20 protein-coding genes and 1 tRNA gene are annotated in these 22,453 nt (G+C 70.3%); 16 read left to right on the top strand and 5 right to left on the bottom strand.

The genetic code is table 11. From position 1 onward, the window contains the following. Positions 1-560 (bottom strand): 5-formyltetrahydrofolate cyclo-ligase (locus IEY95_RS14585; protein WP_189186521.1); only part of this gene is annotated, 560 nt, incomplete at its 3' end. Between the two features lie 133 nt (positions 561-693). Here IEY95_RS14585 and galU point away from each other — a divergent pair. The 8 genes from galU (at position 694) to IEY95_RS14625 (ending at position 7,872) form a co-directional block, all read left to right on the top strand. Further along, positions 694-1,596 carry a UTP--glucose-1-phosphate uridylyltransferase GalU gene (gene galU, locus IEY95_RS14590; protein ID WP_189186403.1) on the top strand — a complete coding sequence of 301 codons (903 nt, stop codon included), beginning with the start codon at positions 694-696 and terminating at the stop codon, positions 1,594-1,596. 5 nt (positions 1,597-1,601) lie between these two features. Beyond that, a complete protein-coding gene (gene glp, locus IEY95_RS14595) occupies positions 1,602-2,924 on the top strand; it encodes a molybdotransferase-like divisome protein Glp (RefSeq protein ID WP_189186404.1) in 1,323 nt (440 codons plus the stop codon). 119 nt (positions 2,925-3,043) lie between these two features. Further along, positions 3,044-3,556: a cyclic pyranopterin monophosphate synthase MoaC gene (gene moaC, locus IEY95_RS14600; RefSeq protein WP_189186405.1), complete on the top strand. Its 513-nt coding sequence runs from the start codon at positions 3,044-3,046 to the stop codon at positions 3,554-3,556. Continuing rightward, positions 3,553-4,065 (top strand): MogA/MoaB family molybdenum cofactor biosynthesis protein, encoded by a 513-nt coding sequence (locus IEY95_RS14605; RefSeq protein ID WP_189186406.1) that lies wholly within the window; start codon positions 3,553-3,555, stop codon positions 4,063-4,065. The genes moaC and IEY95_RS14605 overlap by 4 nt, the downstream gene beginning before the upstream one ends. 23 nt (positions 4,066-4,088) lie before the next feature. Beyond that, on the top strand, positions 4,089-4,748 hold the full coding sequence (locus IEY95_RS14610; protein WP_229702951.1) for a GNAT family N-acetyltransferase: 660 nt from the start codon (positions 4,089-4,091) through the stop codon (positions 4,746-4,748). A gap of 187 nt (positions 4,749-4,935) precedes the next feature. Further along, positions 4,936-6,225, top strand: a complete 1,290-nt coding sequence (gene sepX, locus IEY95_RS14615) for a divisome protein SepX/GlpR (protein ID WP_189186407.1) — start codon at positions 4,936-4,938, stop codon at positions 6,223-6,225. 97 nt (positions 6,226-6,322) lie between these two features. Beyond that, positions 6,323-6,396: transfer RNA gene (locus tag IEY95_RS14620), tRNA-Ala, on the top strand. 159 nt (positions 6,397-6,555) lie between these two features. Continuing rightward, positions 6,556-7,872, top strand: a complete 1,317-nt coding sequence (locus tag IEY95_RS14625) for an MFS transporter (protein ID WP_189186408.1) — start codon at positions 6,556-6,558, stop codon at positions 7,870-7,872. A 275-nt stretch (positions 7,873-8,147) separates the two neighbouring features. On the opposite strand, the gene IEY95_RS14630 is transcribed toward IEY95_RS14625, so the two are convergent. Further along, positions 8,148-8,624, bottom strand: a complete 477-nt coding sequence (locus IEY95_RS14630; RefSeq protein ID WP_189186409.1) for a GNAT family N-acetyltransferase — start codon at positions 8,622-8,624, stop codon at positions 8,148-8,150. 149 nt (positions 8,625-8,773) lie between these two features. Here IEY95_RS14630 and IEY95_RS14635 point away from each other — a divergent pair, with 149 nt between their 5' ends. After that, complete coding sequence (locus tag IEY95_RS14635; protein ID WP_189186410.1) at positions 8,774-9,577, top strand: exodeoxyribonuclease III; 804 nt, start codon at positions 8,774-8,776, stop codon at positions 9,575-9,577. On the opposite strand, the gene IEY95_RS14640 is transcribed toward IEY95_RS14635, so the two are convergent. Next, the gene (locus tag IEY95_RS14640) at positions 9,565-10,191 is read right to left on the bottom strand and encodes a MerR family transcriptional regulator (protein ID WP_189186522.1); all 627 of its coding nucleotides are present in this window, start codon (positions 10,189-10,191) and stop codon (positions 9,565-9,567) included. The two genes, IEY95_RS14635 and IEY95_RS14640, sit on opposite strands and share 13 nt — an antisense overlap. A 154-nt stretch (positions 10,192-10,345) precedes the next feature. Between IEY95_RS14640 and IEY95_RS14645 the strand changes: the two genes are divergently transcribed. The 4 genes from IEY95_RS14645 (at position 10,346) to IEY95_RS14660 (ending at position 14,040) form a co-directional block, all read left to right on the top strand. Beyond that, positions 10,346-11,896 (top strand): flavin-containing monooxygenase, encoded by a 1,551-nt coding sequence (locus IEY95_RS14645; RefSeq protein WP_189186411.1) that lies wholly within the window; start codon positions 10,346-10,348, stop codon positions 11,894-11,896. Continuing rightward, positions 11,893-12,831 (top strand): alpha/beta fold hydrolase, encoded by a 939-nt coding sequence (locus IEY95_RS14650; RefSeq protein ID WP_189186412.1) that lies wholly within the window; start codon positions 11,893-11,895, stop codon positions 12,829-12,831. Before IEY95_RS14645 ends, IEY95_RS14650 begins: the two co-directional genes overlap by 4 nt. Beyond that, a complete protein-coding gene (locus IEY95_RS14655) occupies positions 12,828-13,712 on the top strand; it encodes an SDR family oxidoreductase (protein ID WP_189186413.1) in 885 nt (294 codons plus the stop codon). The genes IEY95_RS14650 and IEY95_RS14655 overlap by 4 nt, the downstream gene beginning before the upstream one ends. Before the next feature lie 115 nt (positions 13,713-13,827). Beyond that, positions 13,828-14,040, top strand: coding sequence for a hypothetical protein (locus tag IEY95_RS14660; RefSeq protein ID WP_308429309.1), 213 nt, complete (start codon positions 13,828-13,830; stop codon positions 14,038-14,040). Between the two features lie 159 nt (positions 14,041-14,199). Here the strand turns inward: IEY95_RS14660 and IEY95_RS14665 are convergent, their stop codons facing one another. Next, positions 14,200-17,487, bottom strand: coding sequence for a S41 family peptidase (locus tag IEY95_RS14665; RefSeq protein WP_373294471.1), 3,288 nt, complete (start codon positions 17,485-17,487; stop codon positions 14,200-14,202). Positions 17,488-17,732: 245 nt separating this feature from the next. Between IEY95_RS14665 and IEY95_RS14670 the strand changes: the two genes are divergently transcribed. Together IEY95_RS14670 and IEY95_RS14675 are read left to right on the top strand one after the other, a co-directional pair. After that, entirely contained in the window at positions 17,733-18,320 is a 588-nt protein-coding gene (locus IEY95_RS14670) for a TetR/AcrR family transcriptional regulator (protein ID WP_189186415.1), read from the top strand. 142 nt (positions 18,321-18,462) lie between these two features. After that, positions 18,463-20,679 carry an MMPL family transporter gene (locus IEY95_RS14675; RefSeq protein ID WP_189186416.1) on the top strand — a complete coding sequence of 739 codons (2,217 nt, stop codon included), beginning with the start codon at positions 18,463-18,465 and terminating at the stop codon, positions 20,677-20,679. Between the two features lie 129 nt (positions 20,680-20,808). Here the strand turns inward: IEY95_RS14675 and IEY95_RS14680 are convergent, their stop codons facing one another. After that, on the bottom strand, positions 20,809-21,219 hold the full coding sequence (locus IEY95_RS14680; RefSeq protein WP_189186417.1) for an SsgA family sporulation/cell division regulator: 411 nt from the start codon (positions 21,217-21,219) through the stop codon (positions 20,809-20,811). Positions 21,220-21,403: 184 nt separating this feature from the next. On the opposite strand from IEY95_RS14680, the gene IEY95_RS14685 reads away from it, so the two are divergent. After that, positions 21,404-22,453: an energy-coupling factor ABC transporter permease gene (locus IEY95_RS14685; protein ID WP_189186418.1), complete on the top strand. Its 1,050-nt coding sequence runs from the start codon at positions 21,404-21,406 to the stop codon at positions 22,451-22,453.

Here is a 22,453-nt window from a genome sequence, read left to right on the forward strand (position 1 = left end):
ACGCCGGAGGGGGTCACCACCGCGTGGACGGGACGGTCGTGCGGCTCCTCGGGCACCCGCTCGACGACCTCGGTGTCGTACAGGAGCACCACCAGCGCGGGATCGGCCCCCGCACGCTCCAGACGGGCCAGGACGCGGTCGTAGGAGCCCCCGCCGCGTCCCAGGCGCATGCCGCGCGCATCGACGGCGAGACCGGGCAGCAGGACGACGTCGGCGGCCTGGACGGCCTCCGGGCCCAGCCGCTCGCCGGCGGGCTCCAAGAGCGCCATCTTTCCGCCGTGTTGGACCCGTACGAGGGATCCCTCCCCGGCGTACGCGCCCCAGTCCAGGTCGTTGTCCGCCATCAGGACCGGCAGCAGCACGCGCACGCCCCGCGCGCGAAGCACGTCGAGGAGCGCGAGGGTGCCGGGCTCGCTCCCCACGGAGACGTACGCCGCCACAGTGCGCGCGTGCGCCAGTTCGGGCAGCTCCAGCGCGCGGGCGGCCAGGGCCTCGGCCGTTTTTCGCACGTCATCGGCCGTCAACCCTTTTCTCACCGAGAGGAATCCTCGCCGCAACATTCGCTTGCCAGACTCTGGTTCACGTCCGATGTGACTCACAGGTTGCTCCCGTACCCTTCCTCATGCGCTCATATGAGAGCGAATTAACCGGAGCATCAGATTCCGCACATAGCCACCGGTTATGGTTGCGGGCATGACTGAGTCACACCCCAGGATCAGCAAGGCTGTCATTCCCGCAGCAGGCCTCGGCACCCGGTTCCTGCCGGCCACCAAAGCCACTCCCAAGGAGATGCTGCCGGTCGTCGACAAGCCGGCGATCCAGTACGTGGTCGAAGAGGCCGTGTCGGCGGGTCTTGACGACGTCCTGATGATCACGGGCCGCAACAAGCGCCCCCTCGAGGACCACTTCGACCGCAACTACGAGCTCGAATCGGCGCTCCAGAAGAAGGGCGACGCCGACCGGCTCGCCAAGGTCCAGGAGTCCAGCGACCTCGCCACCATGCACTACGTGCGCCAGGGCGACCCCAAGGGCCTCGGCCACGCCGTCCTGTGTGCCGCCCCGCACGTCGGTCACGAGCCCTTCGCCGTGCTCCTGGGTGATGACCTGATCGACCCGCGCGACCCCCTGCTCGCGCGCATGGTCGAGGTTCAGGAGCAGCGCGGCGGCAGCGTCATCGCGCTCATGGAGGTCGCGCCCGAACAGATCCACCTCTACGGATGTGCCGCCATCGAGGCCACCGACGAGGGCGACCTGGTCAAGGTGACCGGCCTGGTGGAGAAGCCGGACGTCGCGGACGCACCCAGCAACTACGCGATCATCGGACGGTACGTCCTCGATCCGCACATCTTCGACATACTGCGCAAGACCGAGCCGGGTCGCGGCGGTGAGATCCAGCTCACCGACGCCCTCCAGCAGCTCGCCGACGAGGAGAAGGTCGGCGGCCCCGTGCACGGCGTCGTCTTCAAGGGCCGCCGCTATGACACCGGGGACCGTGGCGACTACCTGCGTGCCATTGTCAGACTCGCGTGCGAACGTGAAGACCTGGGCCCGGACTTCCGGACCTGGCTTCGCAGTTACGTAGCCGAGGAGATGTAGGGACTTTGAGCAGCGCCGCGACCCGCACCACCGGCGAGGATCACCTCTGGTCGGTGGACGACCACCTGGAGGACATCCTCGCGACCGTCCGCCCCCTCGAACCCATCGAGCTCCAACTCCTCGACGCCCAGGGCTGCGTTCTGGTCGAGGACGTCACGGTGCCGGTCTCCCTGCCGCCGTTCGACAACAGCTCGATGGACGGGTACGCGGTCCGGGTCGCCGATGTGGCGGGCGCGAGCGAGGAGTACCCGGCCGTGCTGGTAGTCGTCGGCGACGTCGCGGCCGGCCAGGCCGAGCAGCCCTCCGTGGGCCCCGGCCAGGCCGTCCGCATCATGACCGGCGCCCCGCTGCCGCCCGGCGCCGAGGCGGTCGTCCCCGTGGAGTGGACCGACGGTGGCCTGGGCGAGGGTCCGGTCTCCGGGATGCGCGCCCGCAGCGCGGCCCCCGAGGCCGCTTCCGGTCAGGTGCAGGTCCACCGCCCCGCCGAGGCACGCGCGCACGTGCGCGCGAAGGGCAGCGATGTGAAGGCCGGTGACCGCGCCCTCGAAGCGGGCACCATCCTCGGCCCGCCGCAGATCGGCCTGCTCGCCGCGATCGGCCGCGGCACCGTACGCGTGCGCCCGCGCCCGCGCGTGGTCGTGCTGTCCACCGGCAGCGAACTGGTTCAGCCCGACGAGGAGTTGGGCGCCGGCCAGATCTACGACTCCAACAGCTTCGCCCTGTGCGCCGCCGCCCGCGACGCCGGGGCCATCGCCTACCGGGTGGGTGCGGTCGCCGACGACGCCGCGACGCTTCGCGCCACCATCGAGGACCAGCTCATCCGCGCGGACATGCTGGTCACGACGGGCGGTGTGAGCGTCGGCGCGTACGACGTCGTCAAGGAGGCGCTGTCCTCCGTGGGCGACGAGGACGAGGCGGGCAGCGGCATCGACTTCCGCAAACTCGCCATGCAGCCCGGCAAGCCCCAGGGTTTCGGCTCCATCGGACCCGACCACACCCCGCTGCTCGCGCTCCCGGGCAACCCGGTGTCGTCGTACGTCTCCTTCGAGCTGTTCGTGCGCCCCGCGATCCGCACCCTGATGGGTCTGAAGGACATCCACCGGCCCACGACCAGGGCGACGCTGAAGGCGGACAAGGCGCTGACCTCGCCCGCGGGCCGCCGGCAGTTTCTGCGGGGGACGTACGCGGAGGGCGAGGTGACGCCCGTCGGCGGCGCCGGATCCCACCTGGTCGCGGCGCTCGCGCACGCCGACGCGCTGATCGTCGTGCCCGAGGACGACACGTCGGTCGAGCCCGGCGCGGAGGTCGAGGTGGTCCTGCTCGGCTGAGCTGCCGGGGCCCGAGAGGGTCCTGCTCGGCTGAGCACCCCGGGTTGGCGGTAGCGTGTCGCGCACAACAGGCCCACGCGCCGCACTGCCAAGGGCCCGGACCGGGAGCGCCCACGCACATGACTGTTCCGTCCCGGGGGGAGACCCCCGGACCCCCTGAGCAGGACCGACTGACACACATCGACGAGGCGGGCGCCGCCCGCATGGTCGACGTGTCCGGGAAGGACGTGACCGCGCGCACCGCGAGCGCCAGCGGACGCGTCCTGGTCTCACCCCGGGTGGTCGAGCTGCTGCGCGGCGAGGGGGTCCCCAAGGGCGACGCCCTCGCCACCGCGCGCATCGCGGGCATCATGGGCGCCAAGCGCACGCCGGACCTGATCCCGCTGTGCCACCCCTTGTCGGTGTCGGGTGTCAAGATTGATCTGTCGGTCGCGGACGACGCCGTCGAGATCCTCGCCACCGTGAAGACCACCGACCGTACGGGTGTCGAGATGGAAGCCCTCACCGCGGTCAGCGTGGCGGCCCTCACCGTGATCGACATGGTCAAGGCGGTCGACAAGGGGGCGGTCATCACGGACGTGAGGGTGGAAGAGAAGACGGGCGGGAAGTCGGGCGACTGGAGCCGGGCATGACGCCATCGTCGTATCGAGCCCTGGTGGTCACGGCCTCCAACCGCGCCGCCGCCGGGGTCTACGAGGACAAGGGCGGTCCCCTGATCGCCGAGGGGCTCGCGAAGTTCGGCTTCGTGGTGGACGGACCTCAGGTCGTCCCCGACGGCGACCCGGTCGAGGCCGCCCTGCGCGCGGGCACCGACGCCGGGTATGACGTCATCGTGACCACCGGTGGTACGGGGATCTCGCCGACCGACCGGACGCCCGAGGCGACGCGGCGGGTGCTCGACCACGAGGTGCCGGGCATTCCCGAGGCCATCAGGGCGTTCGGAAGAGAGAAGGTGCCGACGGCGGCGCTGTCCCGGGGGCTCGCCGGAGTCGCGGGACGGACGCTGATCGTCAACCTGCCGGGCTCCACCGGCGGGGTGAAGGACGGCCTCGCCGTCCTGGAGCCCCTCCTGATCCACGCCGTCGACCAGATCCGCGGCGGCGACCACTCCAGACCCAATGGCAGTGGGGGTGCGAGCTGAACAGCCCATCCTGGCCCGTCGAGCTGGTGGACGGCGATGTCGTCCTCCGGCCCATAAAGCTGCGCGATCAGCGGGCCTGGCGCGAGGTCAACCGGCGCAACCGGGACTGGCTGCGGCCCTGGGAGGCGACCATCCCGCCGCCCACCCCCAGTGGTCCCATCGCGCACCGGCCGACCTACCGCCAGATGGTCCGGCATCTGCGCGCGGAGGCCAACGCGGGCCGCATGCTGCCCTTCGTGATCGAGTACCAGGGGCGGCTCGTCGGGCAGCTGACGGTCGCCGGGATCACCTGGGGCTCGATGTGTTCCGGGCACATCGGCTACTGGGTGGACCAGGGCGTCGCGGGCCGCGGAGTGATGCCGACGGCCGTGGCGCTGGTGACCGACCACTGCTTCCGCACCGTCGGACTGCACCGCATCGAAGTCTGTATTCGCCCCGAGAACGGGCCGAGCCGCCGGGTCGTGGAGAAACTCGGATTCCGTGAGGAAGGGCTTCGTCCACGTTATCTCCACATCGACGGGGCCTGGCGCGACCATCTCGTGTACGCGCTCACCGCCGAAGAGGTGCCCGAGGGGCTGCTCGGACGTTGGCGCCGGGCGCGCTCGGCGCAGACCCGCTCGGAGCAGGTGGGATCCGAGCAGGCGGGTTCGCAAAACCAGAGCAAGCCGGGGAACGCCGGTTAATTGAATAGATGTTCGAAATTGATCGATCGGCGATCACCTTGAGTCCGTCTCCGGTCATTGAATTCACGGTCCCGGCAGCCTGCTGATCGCATCGTTCACAAAAAAAGCTCGAAATATCAGCCAGATCGTGCGACACACCGGCTCAATTGGCAGATGGCCTCACGCAAACCCCTCTACCGTGTGAGGCGTGAGCAGCAGTGGCCTCATCTACGCAGTCATCGTCGGGGCCTGGGCCGCCTACTTGGTGCCGATGTGGCTCCGTAGGCAGGACGAGCTGAACGAAGCCCGTCCGACGGAACGCTTCAGTACCGCCATCCGGCTGCTGTCCGGACGGGCGGGTATGGAGCGCCGGTACGCCAAGGACCTGCGGGCGCGCTCCGCCGAGGAGGGGGAGTTCAGCGCCGACCCGGACGGCGTCACCGATTCGGTGGACGTCCGGGCCTTCGCCATGCCTCCGACCCGGCCGCAGACGCAGGTCCAGCACCGGCCGCAGGTGCAGGAGCGGGTTCAGCCGCCGTCCCCGGCGCATTCGGAGACGGCGCCTCCGGCGGCCGCCAGGGGGGCCGCGCACGAGGCCCCGGGCGCCGCCAGACCCGTACCCCAGCAGGTGGCCAAGTCCGTACCGCAGCAATCGGCCCCGTCCGCGGCGAAGTCATCGGCCCCATCCGCGCCGAAGCCGTCGGCCAAGTCCGCGTCCCGGCGTGTGCCGGGCGCGCGGCGTGGTTCTTCGGCGGAGGCCGCAGCGCGTGCCCGGCGCTCGAAGGTGCTCGCGCGCCGACGGCGTACGACGGTGATGATCTTCCTCGCCTTCACACTCGGCGCGATCGTCGCGGCCGTGGGCGGGCTCGCCTTCCTGTGGGCGCCCGGCGTGCCCGCAGTGATGCTGAGCGCGTACATCGTGTACTTGCGGGCCCAGGAGCGGCGCCGCTTCACCTACACGATGGACCGGCGGCGGGCCGAGGCCGCGGCGCAGCGGCTGCGGGAGCGGCAGCCGCGCCGACGGCCGACCGTCGACCCCGGAGCCGACGAGCCGGACGAGGGACCGGAGCCTGCGGCCGACCCCGGCCTCTCCGCGCTCGCCGCCGACCGCCGCGCGCTCGTCGAGCAGACCGACCACGCGGAGTGGGTCGACCAGCAGCGCGAGCGCCAACGCGGTCCCGGCCAGGGCGACAGCTGGGATCCGGTGCCGGTTCCGCTGCCGACGTACGTGACCGCTCCGGTCGCGCCCAGGGCCACGCCCAGCGTCGACCTGGGGGCGCCGGACGCGTGGAGCTCCGCGCGCTCCAGCACCGTGGAACCGTCCGCGCCGGAGGTCGAGCCGGCCGCCGAGGAGCCGTCCGACGAGGCGGAGGCCGGCGACGACGGCCGCTGTGACGCGCGTCGCGCCGCGTCCGCCCGGCGCGCCCGCGAGCGCGGTCGTACGCCGCTCTTCGACCAGTACGAGGACGGGGAACGGCCGCGCGCGGCCAATGAGTGACGGGTGTGACGACGGGGGCTCGGGAGCCCCTGGCTGACCAGCCAGGAACGGATTTCCGAGCACCTCGATGGGGATGCTAGAGTTTCACTCGTTGCAAGGGCCTGTGGCGCAGTCCGGTAGCGCACCTCGTTCGCATCGAGGGGGCCAGGGGTTCAAATCCCCTCAGGTCCACGCAGCGACTGTTCTTGAGGTAAATCGGGGACAGTTGACGAGATCCCGTCCGATCTGATTGATCGGGCGGGATCTTTGCTTTCCCGGGCTGTCGACAACTCGTTCCCGACCTGCGGTCGTTGTCGTAAGGTGCTCGCTGCGCCGAACTCGAGGGAGAGCATGGAGACCGCAGCGGAGTTATCGACGGCCCGTGCGGCGCCCCTGAGGATCCCGGCGTTCCGGCGGTTCGTGCTGGCCAACCTGATCTCGGTCACCGGGTCCGCGATCGCGCCGCTCGCGCTCGCCTATTCCGTGATCGAGCAGGGCGGCGGAGCCGGGGCCCTCGGCCTGGTGCTCGCCACGAACACCGTTCCGACCGTCGCCTTCCTCGTCGCGGGCGGAGTCCTCGCGGACCGTCTGTCCAGGAGCCGGATCCTCTTCCTCGGCAACCTGCTGGCGGCCGCGGCCCAGGGGACACTGGCCGCGACCGTCGCCACCGGCCACGCGACGACCACCTCCATCGCCCTCTGCGGCTTCGCCTCGGGAACCGCGGTGGCCTTCACGATGCCCGCCGCCCAGGGCGCCGTGAGCCAGATCATCCCCCAAGAGCACCTGCAGCAGGCCAATGCCCTGCTCAGACTTCCGAGCAACGCGGTCAAGGTAGTCGGCCCCGTCATCGGCGGCCTCGTCGTCGCGGCCGCCGGTCCGTCCTGGGCCCTGGCCTGGGACGCGCTCACCTTCGCCGCCGCGGCCCTGCTGCTGCTCGGCCTGCGCCTGGATGCTCCGATCACCGCCGGCAGCGCGCTCGGCGATCTGCGAGCGGGGTGGACCGGTTTCTGGTCGCGCACCTGGCTGTGGACCTACACGGCCGCCGGAACCGTCCTCGTCGCCGCATGGCTGGCCGGCTTCCAGCTCCTTGGGCCGGTCGTCGCGGCGGACCAGTACGCGGGCGCACGGGACTGGGGACTGGTCCAGGCCGCCTTCGCGTCGGGGCTGCTGGCCGGGACACTGGTGTGCCTACGGTGGCGCCCGCACCGGTTGCTGGCCGTGGCCGTCGCCACCGCTTCCGCCCTCGCGCTGCCCCTGGTCGCCATGGGGTGGGGGCTGCCGCTGCCGTCGGTGCTGCTCGCCGCCCTGCTCGCGGGGATCGGGCTCGATGTCGCGATCGTCGCGTGGACCACGGCCTTCCAGCAACACGTACCTCACGCCGAGTTGGGACGCATGAGCGCGTTCAACAGCGTCGGGGAACTCCTCGCCATTCCCTTCGGCTACCTGATCACCGCTCTCGCCGTCCACACCTGGGACGACCGGACGGTGCTCATGGCGTGCGCCGGCCTCATCGTGGCCGCTGCCGTCCTCAACCTGTGCGTCCCGGACGTCTACCGCATCAACCGCCTTCCGGGAGACGACCAAGGGGCGCGGAAGGGCTCAATCCCCTTGGCCGACGCCGGTCATGACGAGGTCCGGGAGGACGGCGAGGGCCGGGTCGCGGGTTAGGGGGCTTCTGATGGATCTCCGCGGCGTCGCGACGCCCGGCACGCACTCTCGCCGCACCGGACAAAAGCCCTAGTAGCTCCTCCCCCCACGCTCGGCTTCGCTCGCGCGGGGGGACCCCCATCGAGGACTTCCGCCCGGCACGCCGCGAGCACGCACCGAACGCCGCTCCTTCTTCCACGGAGATCCATCAGAAACCCCCTAGCGCGGGCGCCGGTGACCGTCGGTTCGGGGTTGGCCGAGGGGCGCCCTCAGGCGGTCGCGCCGCGATCGGAGAACTACAGCGCCTTGGCGTAGCACAGGCTCAGTTCGTGGAAGCGGTAGTGGCCGAACTTGGCGCAGGGCTCGTAGTCGCTCGACGTGTAGAGGGCGACCGCCTCGGGCTGCTGGGAGCCGGTTTCCAGCACCATGCGGGTGCGGCCGGCCGCGCGGGCGTCGGACTCGAGGGCGGCCAGGATGCGGCGGGCGAGGCCGAGACCGCGGGCCTCGGGAATCACATACATGCGCTTGAGCTCGGCGTCGCCGTCCGAGTAGCCCTCGTCGTTCTCGTCCTGGGTGCGCCAGCCGCCGGTGGCCATCGGGCGGTCCCGCTCGTCGTACGCGATCAGGTAGAGCCCGAACGGCGGGGCGAACATCGACGCGTCGAGGGGGGTGGCGTCGCCCTCGTCCCCGTAGCGCTCGGCGTATTCGGCCTGCACCTGGTCGTTGAGCTTGACGGCGTCGGGATGGTCGAAGGGGACCGGGCGGATATTCATGCGACTTACCGTACATCCATGCATTCAGTGGGTGGTACCCATCGGGTTCGGATCGGCCGTACCGATTAAGTATCGTGCCCGGGTGCTGACTGTGGCCTCGGACTCGGTGTCCGGTCGGTCGCGCCGACTATGACGCCGGGGAGAGTGCTTTGCTGACAGTGACCTCTGTGAATGTGAACGGACTCCGGGCCGCCGCGAAGAAGGGCTTCGTGGAGTGGCTCGCGGGGACCTCCGCGGACGTGCTGTGCCTTCAGGAGGTGCGGGCCGAGCCCCAGCAGCTGCCGGAGGAGGTTCTCGAGCCGGCGGGGTGGCATGTCGTGCACGCTCCCGCCGCCGCCAAGGGGCGCGCCGGTGTGTCCCTTTACACACGGCGTGAGCCGGATCGTGTGCGGGTCGGGTTCGGGTCCGAGGAGTTCGACTCCAGTGGGCGCTACGTCGAGACCGACCTGCCCGGTGTCACCGTCGCCAGCCTCTATCTGCCCTCCGGTGAGGTCGGTACCGAGCGGCAGGACGAGAAGGTCCGGTTCATGGGGGAGTTCCTTGAGTATCTGAAGGCGCTGCGGGTGCGGGCCGCCGCTGATGGGCGCGAGGTGCTCGTGTGCGGTGACTGGAACATCGCCCACCAGGAGGCCGACCTCAAGAACTGGCGCGGCAACAGGAAGAACTCCGGCTTCCTGCCCGAGGAGCGGGCGTGGATGGGTCAGGTCTTCGACGCGGGTGACGGCGGATACGTCGATGTCGTGCGCGCGCTGCACCCGGACGTCGAAGGGCCGTACTCGTGGTGGTCCTACCGCGGCCGGGCCTTCGACAACGACACCGGCTGGCGCATCGACTACCAGGTCGCCACGCCGGGGCTCGCTGGCAAGGCGGTCAAGGGGTTCGTGGAGCGCGCGGCCACGCACGGGGAGCGCTGGTCCGACCATGCGCCCGTGACCGTGGTCTACGACCTCTGATCCCGTAGTCGCCGGTCCAGCGCCATCGACAGCTCCGCCTCCACCACGCTCTTCGCCAGCGGGCGCAGGCGCTGGAGGTCCGCGGCCGTGCGGTCCTCGGTGAGGACGAGGGTGGTGAAGAGCTCGGCGAGCGCGTCGGCGTGATCGCGTACGCGCCGGGCGGCCGTCAGGACGTCCGCGAGCGGGATGCCCTCGCGGACCAGGGCCGCCGAGACGTCGAGCAGGCGGCGGCTGATGTGGACGATCTCGACGCCGTCGGTTCCGAGATAGCCGAGGTCGAGCGCGGCGGCGAGGTTCTCCGGGGTCGCCTGGCCCGCGAAGACGTCGGCCAGTTCCTCGGGGGAGATGCGGACCGGGGTCTCCTCGGTGGGCTCGCCGAGGCCCAGCAGCTCGCCCACGTCGCGCCCGTGGTCGAAGGCCTCGGCCAGCTCGGCGATGCCGTTCAGGGTGTGGCCGCGTTCGAGCAGTGCCGAGATCGTGCGCAGCCGGGCCAGGTGTGTGTCGTCGTACCAGGCGATACGGCCCTCTCGGCGGGGCGGTGGTATGAGCTTGCGCTCCCGGTAGAAGCGCAGGGTGCGCACGGTGATGCCGGCCTCCTTGGCCAGCTCCTCCATCCGGTACTCACGCTTCTCCGCCACGTGCGCACCCTACGTCGTACCCCCGGTAACTTTCCCGGTCGCGACCCCTACCCATCAGTACGCGGCTGCTCTACTCTCCCCATTGCGCCAGTGTTCACTGGCGGGGTTGTGTGGCTAGGGAGGCGTCGGGATGACCCAGCACGAGCATGTACGGGTGGCGGTGATCGGGTCCGGGTTCGGCGGTCTGGGTGCTGCCGTGCGGCTGCGCCGCGAAGGGGTCACCGACTTCGTCGTCCTGGAGCGGGCCGACAGCGTGGGCGGCACCTGGCGGGACAACAGCTACCCCGGGTGCGCCTGCGACGTGCCGTCCCACCTGTACTCGTTCTCGTTCGCGCCCAACCCCGACTGGCCGCGCACCTTCTCCGGGCAGGAGCACATCCGCGCGTATCTGGAGCATGTGGCGGACGTCTTCCGGCTGCGGTCGCATCTGCGCTTCAACACCGAAGTGAAGATGATGACCTGGGACGCGGAGAAGCTGCGCTGGGGGATCGAGACCAGTAGCGGTTTCCTCACGGCGGATGTCGTCGTCTCCGCCACCGGGCCGCTCTCCGACCCCAAGCTCCCGGACGTCCCGGGGATCGACACCTTCCCCGGCAAGGTCTTCCATTCGGCCCGCTGGGACCACGACTACGACCTGCGCGGCAAGCGCGTCGCCATGATCGGCACGGGGGCGTCGGCCATCCAGATCGTGCCGTCCATCCAGCCGGAGGTCGCCTCGCTCACCCTCTTCCAGCGCACTCCGCCCTGGGTGGTGCCGCGCGTCGACCGGGCCATCAGTGGCGCCGAGCGCTGGATCCATCGCCAACTGCCCTTCACCACGCAGGCCCGACGCGGACTTCTGTGGGGCATCCGGGAGTTGCAGGTCCAGGCGTTCACCAAGCGGCCCAACGAACTCGGCATGGTGGAGCGGTTGGCCAAGCGGAACATCGCCCGCGCCGTCAAGGATCCGGAGCTTCGCAGGAAGCTGACTCCCGACTACCGGATCGGCTGCAAGCGGATCCTGCTGTCCAACGCGTACTACCCGGCGCTCACGCAGCCGAATGTGGACGTGGTGGCCTCCGGGCTCGCCGAGATCGACGGCTCCACCCTCGTCGCCGCCGACGGCACCACCACCGAGGTCGACGTGATCATCTTCGGTACGGGCTTCCACGTCACCGACATGCCGATCGCGGAACGGGTCGTCGGGGCGGAGGGCAAGTTGCTCGGCGACGTGTGGCGGACCGGTATGAAGTCCCTGCGCGGCGCCACCGCGCCCGGCTTCCCCAACTGGATGACGATCATCGGGCCCAACACCGGCCTCGGGAACTCGTCGATGATCCTGATGATCGAGTCCCAGCTGAACTACATGGCCGACTTCGTACGGCAGTTGGACGTGCTCGGAGGGCGCGCGGCCCTCGACGCGCGCCCCAGCGCCGTGAACGCCTGGAATCACAAGGTCCAGGAGCGGATGAAGCGCACGGTGTGGAACACCGGCGGCTGCACCAGCTGGTACCTCGACGCCAACGGCGTGAACACCACCATCTGGCCGGGCACGACGAGCGAGTTCCGCACGGCCACGCGACGCGTGGACCTGGGGGAGTACGAGGTCGTGCGGGCGCCGAAGGCACCGGCCGCCGACGGCACCCCCGTCAAGGCCCCGACCAAGTCCCGTACCAAGAAGAAGATGGAGGCAGAAGCGTGAGCCGACTGATGCATGTGGCGCACGGGGTGTACGCGCCGCCCGCGCCCGCGCGCGAACTGACCGCCGTCTCCGCCGACGGCGCGCGACTGCACGTCGAGGTGCACGGACCCGAGAGCGCGCCCGCGATCGTCCTCGCGCACGGCTGGACCTGCTCGACCGCCTTCTGGGCGGCGCAGATACGGGACCTCGCCGCCGACCACCGGGTCATCGCTTACGACCAGCGCGGGCACGGGCGCAGCCCCGCGAGCGCCAGCTGCGGCACGGAGGCCCTCGCCGACGATCTGGAGGCCGTGCTCGCGGCCACGCTCTCGCCCGGCGAGAAGGCCGTGCTCGTGGGGCACTCCATGGGCGGGATGACGCTCATGGCGGCCTCGGCCCGGGCACGCTTCCGGGAGCACGCGGCGGCCGCGCTGCTGTGCAGCACGGGGAGCTCGCGGTTGGTCGCTCAGGCGCGCGTGGTGCCGATGCGCGCCGGACGGCTGCGGACCCGCATCACCAAGTCCGTCCTCGGCTCGCGCGCACCGCTCGGACCGGTCACGCCGCTCGCCAGGCGGATCCTCAAGTACGCGACGATGGGCCCCGGTTCGTCACCCGGCATGGTCGAGGCGTGCGCGCGGATCGTGCACGCCTGTCCGCGCAAGGTGCGGCACGCGTGGTCGGTCGTCCTCGAACTGCTCGATCTCGACCACGGCGTACGGGAGTTGCGGGTGCCGACGGCGGTCGTCGTCGGGACGGCGGACCGGTTGACGCCGGTCGTGCACGCGCGCGGGCTGGTCGCCGCGCTGCCGAACTGCGTCGGGATCACCGAGTTGCCGGGGCTCGGACACATGACACCGGTGGAGGCGCCGGAGTTGGTGACCTCGCGCATACGCGAACTCGTCACCACGTACGCCTCGGCAGCATCGGAAGCCGTAGAGATCAAGGAGGGCGCATGAGCAGGGTGAGCCTGGAAGGACAGGTCGCGGTCGTCACGGGCGCGGCGCGGGGCGTCGGCGAACTCCTCGCCCGCAAGCTCTCCGCGCGCGGCGCCAAGGTCGCGCTCGTCGGCCTGGAGGCGGACGCGCTCAAGCAGGTCTCGGAACGGCTGCACAGCGACAGCGACCACTGGTACGCCGACGTCACCGACCACGAGGCGATGGCGCGGGTCGCCGAGGAGGTCAAGCAGCGGTTCGGGAAGGTCGACATCGTCGTCGCCAACGCGGGGGTGGCCAGTGGCGGGCCCTTCGTGGACTCGGATCCGGTCGCCTGGCGGCGCGTCATCGAGGTCAATCTGATCGGTTCGGCGGTCACGGCGCGGGCGTTCCTGCCGGTGCTGATGGAGAGCCGGGGGTATCTGCTGCAGATCGCCTCGCTCGCCGCCATCACTCCCGCGCCGATGATGACCGCGTACTGCGCGTCCAAGTCGGGCGTGGAGGCGTACGCGCACAGCCTGCGCGCCGAGGTCGGCTACAAGGGCGTGCGCGTCGGGGTCGGTTATCTGTCGTGGACCGACACGGACATGGTGCGCGGCGCCGACCAGGACGAGGTGATGCGCGAACTGCGGCAGCGGCTGCCGTGGCCGTCCAACAAGACGTATCCGCTGGGTCCCGCGGTGGACCGGATCGTCGCCGGGATCGAGCGGCGGTCGAGTCATGTGTACGCGCAGTGGTGGCTGCGGGGCATGCAGGGCGTGCGCGGGTATCTGCCCGCGATCATCGGAGCGGTCGGGCAGCGCGAGATGCGGCGGTTCGAGCCGCGGCTCGCGCGTGTGCGTACGGGGCTGGTCGGGGCCGGTGGGGCCGCCGACGAGCAGCAGCGACAGGGCACTTCACCTTGAGTTATGCGCCGTGTCTCACCGTGCGTCACTGATCGAAATGCGTGCTTTGTGCCCCCGTGTCAGTCTGGTCGAGGCCCAATCCCCTCACCCACTACGGGAGTGAAACCTCATGGGCATGAAGGACAAGTACCAGGACAAGGCCGAGCAGATGAAGCAGCAGGCCAAGAAGAAGATGGGCGACGCGAAGGAAGGGACGCGGGAGCGTTCCCCCCAGCACCAGCCCTCGCAGAACCAGCGCTCGCAGAGCCAGCGTTCGCAGAACCCGCGCGAGGACGAGCGCCTTCAGCAGGAGGCCCAGGAGCGCTTCGACCAGGACTACGACGCCTGATCATTGCGCCTAGCTGCGCCGGCTTTGCCCGGATGGGGTGCCCCTTTCAAGGGGCACCCCGTTCCTGCGTTGCCATCTCCGCCAGCACAGGCGGCACATGGCATGGGGACAGCCGGGCAGCACTCGCTGGTTCGGCGGCTCAGCCCGGAGCTCGGCGGCTCAGGCCGGCGGGCGCGGTGGCAGTTTCGGCCTCGTCCCGTCCGGGACCTGCGAGTAGTCCGGCGGGGATGCCGCCGGGTGGATTTTCAGCAGGTCGAGGGCCAGTTGGATGGCGTCGTCGAGTTGGGCGTGGCGGCCCTCGGCCCAGTCCAGGGGAGTGCGGAGGATCTCCAGGTCCGGGATGACGCCATGGTTCTCGATGGACCAGCCGTACGCGTCGAACCAGGCCGCGTTCATGGGGACCGTGATCACCGTGCCGTCGCCGAGGCGGTGGCGGCCGGTCATGCCGACGACGCCGCCCCAGGTGCGCTGGCCGACCACCGGGCCCAGCTTCAGCAGCTTGAACGCCGCCGTGATCATGTCGCCGTCCGACGAGGTCGCCTCGTCCGCCAGGGCGACCACCGGACCGCGCGGCGCGTTCGACGCGTACGACACCGGCTGGGCGTTGCGTGTCAGGTCCCAGCCCAGGATCTTGCGCGTCAGCTTCTCGACGACGAGCTCGCTGATGTGGCCGCCCGCGTTGCCGCGTACGTCGACGATCAGGGCGGGCCGGGACATCTCCATGCGCAGGTCGCGGTTGAACTGGGCCCAGCCCGAGCCGCCCATGTCGGGGATGTGCAGGTACCCGCACATGCCGTGGCTCAACTCCCGTACCACTTCCCGGCGTTTGGCCACCCAGTCCTGGTAGCGCAGGGGCCGCTCGTCGATCAGCGGCACCACGGCGACCCGGCGCGGCAGGCCCTCGCCCTCCGCCGGGGTGAACGTCAGCTCCACCGTCGTACCGCCCGCCCCGGCCAGCAGGGGATACGGGCCCGTCACAGGGTTCACGGGACGGCCGTCGACGTGGGTGAGCACCGCACCCGCGCGGATCCCCGTACCGGCCAGCGGAGAGCGGGCCTTGGAGTCGGACGAGTCGCCCGGGAGGATCCGCTTGACCATCCAACTGCCGTCGCGGCGGACAAGGTTCGCGCCGAGCAGGCCCTGCAGGCGCTGGTAGTGGGCCGGGCCCTCGTTGCGGCGGGCGGCGGCGACGTACGCGTGGGACGTGCCCAGTTCGCCCAGCACTTCGCGCAGCAGGTCCGCGAACTCGTCCGGTGACGCGACCCGTTCGACCAGGGGACGGTACTGCGCGAGCACCGCGTCCCAGTCGATGCCGCACATGTGGGGTTCCCAGAAGTAGTCCCGGATGATGCGGCCCGCCTCCGCATAGGCCTGGCGCCATTCGGCGGGCGGGTCCACCTCGTGGATGACACGGCGCAGGTCGATCCAGACGGTGGAGTCGCTGTCGCCGGCCTCGGTGGAGGGGACGGCGCGCAGGTCGCCCTCGTCCACGACGACCAGCCGGGTTCCGTCGCCGCTCACCGCGAACGAGTCCAGATGCTCGACGAGTTCGGATTTCTTCGCCTTGCCGAGGTTGAAGTATTCGAGGGTCGGGCGGCCCGACAGGTCGGCCGGGTTCACGAAGGTCTCGCCCAGCGCGCCCGAGATCGGCCAGCGCAGCCAGACCAGGCCGCAGCCCGCGACCGGGTGCAGCGCCGAGTACTTGGAGGCGGTGACCGGGAAGGGGGTCACCCGGCTCTCCAGGCCTTCGAGTTCGACGGTCGCCATGCCGCTGTCGCCCGCCTCTTCCTCCATCGGGTCCAGGCCCCCGGCGACCGGACGCCCCTCGGGGTTCAGCGCGAAGGGGGAGGGGGTCGCGGAGGACAGCGGGACCAGATAGGGCCTGCAGCCGAGCGGGAAGGAAAGGTCCCCGGTGTGCACGTCGTACACCGGGTCGAAGCCGCGCCAGGACAGGAAGGCCAGATAGCGGCCGTCCCGCGTGAACACCGGGTTCTCGTCCTCGAAGCGCCCGTTGGTGACGTCGACGATCAGGCGGTCCTTTATCCGCGCCATCTTGATCTGGCGCAGGCTGCGGCCGATGCCCGGGTGCGACCACGCCAGCCACGCCCCGTCCGGCGAGAAGGCCAGATCCCTCACCGGCCCGTTGATGGACCGAATGAGTTCGGTGACCTCGCCTCCCCCGGAGGTGCCCCCGGACTCCTCGCTCGCGTCGAGCAGCAGCAGCCGTCCGTCGTGCGAGGCGATCGCGAGGCGCTCGCCCTGCGGGTCCGACACCAGCTCCTGGACGCGGCCCAGTTCGCCGGAGGCGAGCCGGCGCGGCTCGCGGTCGCCGGTGGCGCGCGGGAGGTAGGCGATCTCGACGGCGTCCTCGCCCTCGGCGTCCGTGACGTAGGCGACCTGACCGCCCGAGCCGAGCATCTCGGGGAGCCGGATCCGTACGCCCGGGGTGTCCGTGATCGTGCGGGCGGGGCCCTCGCGGTGGGTGAGCCAGTGCAGGCTGCCGCGTACGACGACGGCGCTGGCCCGGCCCGTCTCGTCCACGGAGATGCCGTCGACGTTCTGGGTGGCCGGTACCTGGTACGGACGGCGTCCGGCGCGCGGCCCGCCCAGGCGGACGTCGAGGCGGCGCGGGATCGACTCCGGGGACAGGTCGTCGACGATCCACAGGTCCCCCGCGCACTGGTAGACGACCCGGTTGCCGTCGCTGGAGGCGTGCCGGGCGTAGAAGGCGTCGTGGTCGGTGTGCCGGCGCAGGTCGGTGCCGTCGTACGCGCACGAGTAGAGGTTCCCGATGCCCTCGTGGTCGGAGAGGAAGGCGATGCGGCCACGGACGAACATGGGGCAGGCGAGGTGGCCCTCGAGGTCGGCGAGCAGCTGCTGACCGTGCATCCAGAGCCGGCCCGTCGCGCCGCCCCGGTACCGCTTCCAGGAGGCCGGCTCGTGCGGCGGGGTACCGGTGAGCAGCAGGGTCTTGCGCTCGCCGTCGATGTCGGCGGTGGCGATGTGCGAGACCGGGCCCCAGGGCATCTTGCCGCCCGGGTCGCCGTCGGTGGGGACCTTGTAGGCCCAGGTGAAGTACGAGAAGGGCTCGCCGTGCGAGGCGACGGCGAGGATGTCGCCGTCGGGGGACCAGCCGCAGACCTGGGTGTCCGCGCTGCCCCAGTAGGTGAGCCGCTTGGCGGGACCGCCGGCCACCGGCGCCAGATGGATCTCCGGGACGAGGCTGCGCCAGCTCGTGTACGCAATCTGGCGGCCGTCGGGGGAGAAGCGGGGGTGGCCGACCTTGGTGCGGTCCACGGTGACCCGCCAGGCGCGGCCCGGCCCGTCGAGGGGGGCCAGCCACAGGTCGTCCTCGGCCGCGAAGCACAGCAGGTCGCCGCTGAGGTGCGGGAAGCGCAGGTATCCCGGTGAGTGGTCCGTGCCGGGCGCGTTCTCGTCGGTGATCACCTGCTCGTCGGTGATCGCGTGCTCGTCGGTGGTCGCCTTCTCGTGCTCGTCGCTCACCTACCCATGCTTTTCCGCTCGGCGGGCCCCGGCAACTCGTGAAAACGTGTCCGTGACCCAGAACACGTACGAAACGGTTTCGTTTCGCTGACTCGGGGGGTATCTTCGGAGACGTACGCATGAGATGTACGAAACCGTGTCGTTCGGAGCCTGCCGCTCCGGGCGCGGAGCTGGGGAAGGTGAGTGCGATGGCTGAGACCGCGACGGCGCGACGCAGTCGGATCACGCCGGAGCGCGAGGCCGAGCTGTACGCGGCCGTGCTCGACCTGCTCCGGGAAGTCGGCTACGACGCCCTGACCATGGATGCCGTCGCCGCGCGCACCAAGTCCAGCAAGGCCACCCTCTACCGTCAGTGGGGCGGCAAGGCTGAGCTGGTCGTCAGGGCGATGCGGCACAGCAAGCGGGGCATCGCCGATGTCGACACGGGGTCCCTGCGGGGCGACTTCCTCGAACTGCTGGCGCGCGAGGACGACTGCGTCATGGAACAGAACTCCGCGCTGATGCGGGCCCTGGCCATGGCGGTGCACTCCAACCCCGATCTCCTCAAGGCCTTCCGTGAACTGCTCATCGAGCCGGAGATCGTGGAGATGCGCAAGGTGCTCCAGCGCGCCGTCGACCGGGGTGAGATCCGTCCGGACAACCCCGCGATGGACTACGTGCTGCACATGGTGATCGGCGGCTTCGCCGCCCGCACGTTCATCGACGAGCGGCCACCGACGCAGGAATTCCTCCGCAAGTACTTCGATGCCGTGGTCTTCCCCGCCCTCGGTGCCTGAACCTCCGCCAACTTCCCTGTAAGTCCTACCAGTTGCTCCTGACGCGCGAACCGCTCACGTCGTCGGGCTGATCTCCCCTGCCCCCACTCGGGCGATCACACCAGCCCCTGCCATCCCACGACCTGACCGGGAGAACGCCCTCGTGGCCACGTTCCTCTACAAACTCGGCCGACTCGCCTTCAGGCGACGGCACTTCGTCGCCCTGATCTGGGTGGCGCTGCTGACGCTCGCGGGTGTCGGCGCGGCCTCCGCGCCCACCGCGGGAGCGTCCTCCTTCTCGATCCCCGGCACCGAGGCGCAGAAGGCCTTCGACCTGCTGGAGAGCCGCTTCCCCGGCATGAGTGCCGACGGAGCGACCGCGCGGGTCGTCTTCAAGGCGCCCAGCGGCGAGAAGATATCGGACAAGGACAACAAGGCCACCGTCAAGAAGACCGTCAAGGCGCTCGGCGACGGCTCCGAAGTCACCTCCGTCACCGACCCGTTCAAGGCGAAGGCCGTGAGCAAGGACGGCTCGATCGCCTACGCGCAGGTGAAGTACGAGGTCTCCGGGATGGAGTTGAAGGACTCCTCGAAGGACGCCCTGAAGGAGACCGCGCAGGAGGCACGGGCTGCCGGGCTGACCGTCGAGGTCGGCGGTGACGCCCTCCAGGCGACGCCCGAGACCGGATCCACCGAGGTCATCGGTATCGCGGTCGCCGCGGTCGTGCTCGTCATCACCTTCGGTTCGCTGATCGCGGCCGGACTACCGCTGCTGACCGCGCTGATCGGTGTCGGCATCGGTGTCTCCACCATCACCGCGCTCGCCAACGCACTCGACCTCGGCACCACCACATCGACGCTGGCGATGATGATCGGCCTCGCGGTCGGCATCGACTACGCGCTGTTCATCGTCTCCCGCTACCGGGCCGAGCTGGCCGAGGGCCGCGAGCGCGAGGAGGCGGCCGGGCGGGCCGTCGGCACGGCGGGCTCCGCGGTGGTCTTCGCGGGTCTGACGGTCGTGATCGCGCTGGTCGGCCTGTCGGTCGTCAACATCCCGATGCTGACGAAGATGGGCGTCGCGGCGGCGGGCACGGTCGCCATCGCCGTGCTCATCGCGCTGACCATGATTCCCGCGCTGCTCGGGTACGCGGGCCGCAAGGTCCAGCCCGCCGGCAAGAAGAGCAAGCTGCTCGGTGGCGGTCGCGCCGCCAGGAAGGCGAGCAAGCCCAATATGGGCACGCGCTGGGCGAGCTTCGTCGTGCGCCGTCCGCTCGCCGTCCTGCTGCTCGGTGTGGTGGGCCTGGGCGCGGCCGCGATCCCGGCGACCTCGCTCGAACTGGGTCTGCCCGACGACGGTTCGCAGCCGACGTCGACCACGCAGCGCCGCGCGTACGACCTGCTGTCCGAGGGCTTCGGGCCCGGCTTCAACGGCCCGCTGATGGTCGTCGTCGACGCGAAGGAGAGCGACGCCCCCAAGGCGGCGTTCACCAAGGTGAGCGACGAGATCAAGGACCTCAAGGGCGTGGTGACGGTGACTCCTCCGGCGCCCAACAAGGCCGGCGACACCGCGACGATCACGGTGATCCCGGACTCCAAGCCGTCCTCCGTCAAGACCGAGGACCTGGTGCACGCGATCCGCGACGAGGGTGCCGACGTCAAGGCGGACACCGACGCCAAGGTGCTGGTCACCGGCACCACCGCGATGAACATCGACTTCTCGCAGAAGCTCAACGACGCGCTGATCCCGTATCTCGCGCTGGTGGTCGGCCTCGCCTTCCTGCTCCTGATCGTGGTCTTCCGCTCGATCCTGGTCCCGCTGAAGGCGGCCCTCGGGTTCCTGCTCTCGGTGATGGCCGCGCTCGGCGCAGTCGTCGCGGTCTTCCAGTGGGGCTGGCTGTCCGGCCTCATGGGTGTCGAGGAGACCGGCCCGATCATGTCGATGATGCCGATCTTCATGGTGGGCGTCGTCTTCGGTCTCGCCATGGACTACGAGGTCTTCCTCGTGACCCGGATGCGCGAGGCGTACGTCCACGGGGAGAAGCCCAGTCAGGCCATCGTGACCGGCTTCAAGCACGGCGCGCGGGTGGTCACGGCGGCGGCCGTCATCATGATCGCGGTGTTCTCCGGCTTCATCGGCTCCAGTGAGTCGATGATCAAGATGATCGGCTTCGGCCTCGCGATCGCCGTCTTCTTCGACGCCTTCATCGTGCGCATGGCGATCGTCCCGGCCGTCCTGGCCCTGCTGGGCAAGAAGGCCTGGTGGCTGCCGAAGTGGCTGGATCGCGCACTGCCGAACGTCGACGTCGAGGGCGAGGGCCTGCGGGCACTCGACAAGAAGCGGCTGGACGAGGACGACGACCGGGAACTGGCCCGGGTCTGAGCACACCTCGACCGCGGTGAGGGCGCCCCACGCACGGGGCGCCCTCACCGGCGTCTGTCAGGCTTTCGCGGTCGGTGAACGTTGCCGACCGACCCGCTCGGCCCCGCGTCGAGCGGTATGCGGGAGGCCCTAAGCGCTCCCGCGCGATGCCGCACCGTGTCCGGCCCGAGCGGGTGACCGGCTCCCCGCCGCTGCCGGCGGCTTCGCCGTGTATGTACGACGAAGGAAGCGCATCAGGTCTTTCGAGTCGACCTGCACGACCGCCACCCCGTCCGCAGAGTGGAACTCCATGACGGCCTGCACCCGGCCGCACGGCCAGACGCGGACCCCTCCGCTGCTCGCCGGGACACGCAGCCCCTGCTCCAGCAGCTCGCGGGGGAACACCCACTCATGGGGACCGGGCAAGGTGATGTGCACCCGGCGGGGATCGCCTTCCGCGTCGTAACGGAGGGCCACCGGGACGACCCGGTGTTCGTCGTCGGGGGAGTCGGCGGTGTCGGTGACGATATGGGCGCGTGCGTACTGTTCGACGGCGTACATGAACCGACTCCTTACGCTGCGTCAGCTGTGTGGAATCTGTGAATCCGTCACCATCCAATGTCGCACATCTCACGGAAAACGCTTCCGGATCATTCGGTGCGATCCTCCAAGGCGCGCCCCCCGGAGCTATTCATGGAAGACTCGCTCTTGCAAGTCATTCGCAACAAGGCACTATCATCGAACGGTGCATGTGCCTGACGGATTCATCAACGCCCCGGTCTCCGCGGTCACCGGAGTAGTCGCCGCCGGTGCCATCGCCGTGAGCCTGCGCGGCGCCCGCCGCGAACTCGACGAGCGGACCGCCCCGCTCGCCGGCCTGGTCGCCGCCTTCATCTTCGCCGTACAGATGCTGAACTTCCCGGTCGCCGCCGGGACCAGCGGACATCTGCTCGGCGGCGCCCTGGCCGCGATACTCGTCGGCCCCTACACCGGCGTCCTCTGTGTCTCGGTGGTCCTGCTGATGCAGGGCATCCTCTTCGCGGACGGCGGCCTCACCGCGCTCGGCGTGAACATCACGGACATGGCGATCGTGACCACGGTCGTCTCGTACGCCGTCTTCCGGGTCCTGGTGAAGGTGCTCCCGCGCAAGCGGCGCTCCATCACTGTGGCGGCTTTTGTCTCCGCGCTCCTTTCCGTCCCGGCCGCCGCCGTCGCCTTCACCCTCATCTACGCGATCGGCGGCACCACCGACGTCGCGATCTCCAAGGTCGCCACCGCCATGATCGGCGTGCACATCCTCATCGGCGTCGGCGAGGCCGCCATCACCGGGCTCACCGTCGGCGCCGTCATCGCCGTACGGCCCGATCTCGTGTACGGCGCCCGCGGTCTCCAGCAGCGGCTCAAGCTGCGCGTGAACGGGGAACTGGTCGACGCCCCCACGACCGTCGCCCCCGTTGCCGCCCGCTCCTCGCACCGCAAGGTGTGGATCACCGGCCTCGTCACCTCCCTCGTCCTCGCCGGATTCGTCAGCTTCTACGCCTCCGCCAGCCCCGACGGCCTGGAGAAGGTCGCCAAGGACAAGGGCATCGACCAGAAGGCCGAGAAGCACGCCACGAAGGACTCCCCGCTCGCCGGTTACGGCGTCAAGGACATCTCCGACGCCCGGATCTCCGGCGGCCTCGCGGGCGTGATCGGCGTCGGCGTCACCGTCGTCGCGGGCAGCGGCGTCTTCTGGGCGATCCGCAGGCGCCGCAGCGCCGACGCGTCCGCCGTCTCCCTCCCCGAGAGCGTCTGA

The sequence above is a fragment of the Streptomyces albiflavescens genome (assembly GCF_014645835.1).
Taxonomy (GTDB): domain Bacteria; phylum Actinomycetota; class Actinomycetes; order Streptomycetales; family Streptomycetaceae; genus Streptomyces; species Streptomyces albiflavescens.

Bases quoted from the DNA above. Each gene is read 5' to 3' on its own strand.
- galU (WP_189186403.1), top strand. From the start codon at position 694: ATGACTGAGTCACACCCCAGGATCAGCAAGGCTGTCATTCCCGCAGCA.
- moaC (WP_189186405.1), top strand. From the start codon at position 3,044: ATGACTGTTCCGTCCCGGGGGGAGACCCCCGGACCCCCTGAGCAGGAC.
- IEY95_RS14605 (WP_189186406.1), top strand. From the start codon at position 3,553: ATGACGCCATCGTCGTATCGAGCCCTGGTGGTCACGGCCTCCAACCGC.
- IEY95_RS14625 (WP_189186408.1), top strand. From the start codon at position 6,556: ATGGAGACCGCAGCGGAGTTATCGACGGCCCGTGCGGCGCCCCTGAGG.
- IEY95_RS14630 (WP_189186409.1), bottom strand. From the start codon at position 8,624: ATGAATATCCGCCCGGTCCCCTTCGACCATCCCGACGCCGTCAAGCTC.
- IEY95_RS14640 (WP_189186522.1), bottom strand. From the start codon at position 10,191: ATGGAGGAGCTGGCCAAGGAGGCCGGCATCACCGTGCGCACCCTGCGC.
- IEY95_RS14645 (WP_189186411.1), top strand. From the start codon at position 10,346: ATGACCCAGCACGAGCATGTACGGGTGGCGGTGATCGGGTCCGGGTTC.
- IEY95_RS14655 (WP_189186413.1), top strand. From the start codon at position 12,828: ATGAGCAGGGTGAGCCTGGAAGGACAGGTCGCGGTCGTCACGGGCGCG.
- IEY95_RS14660 (WP_308429309.1), top strand. From the start codon at position 13,828: ATGAAGGACAAGTACCAGGACAAGGCCGAGCAGATGAAGCAGCAGGCC.
- IEY95_RS14670 (WP_189186415.1), top strand. From the start codon at position 17,733: ATGGCTGAGACCGCGACGGCGCGACGCAGTCGGATCACGCCGGAGCGC.
- IEY95_RS14680 (WP_189186417.1), bottom strand. From the start codon at position 21,219: ATGTACGCCGTCGAACAGTACGCACGCGCCCATATCGTCACCGACACC.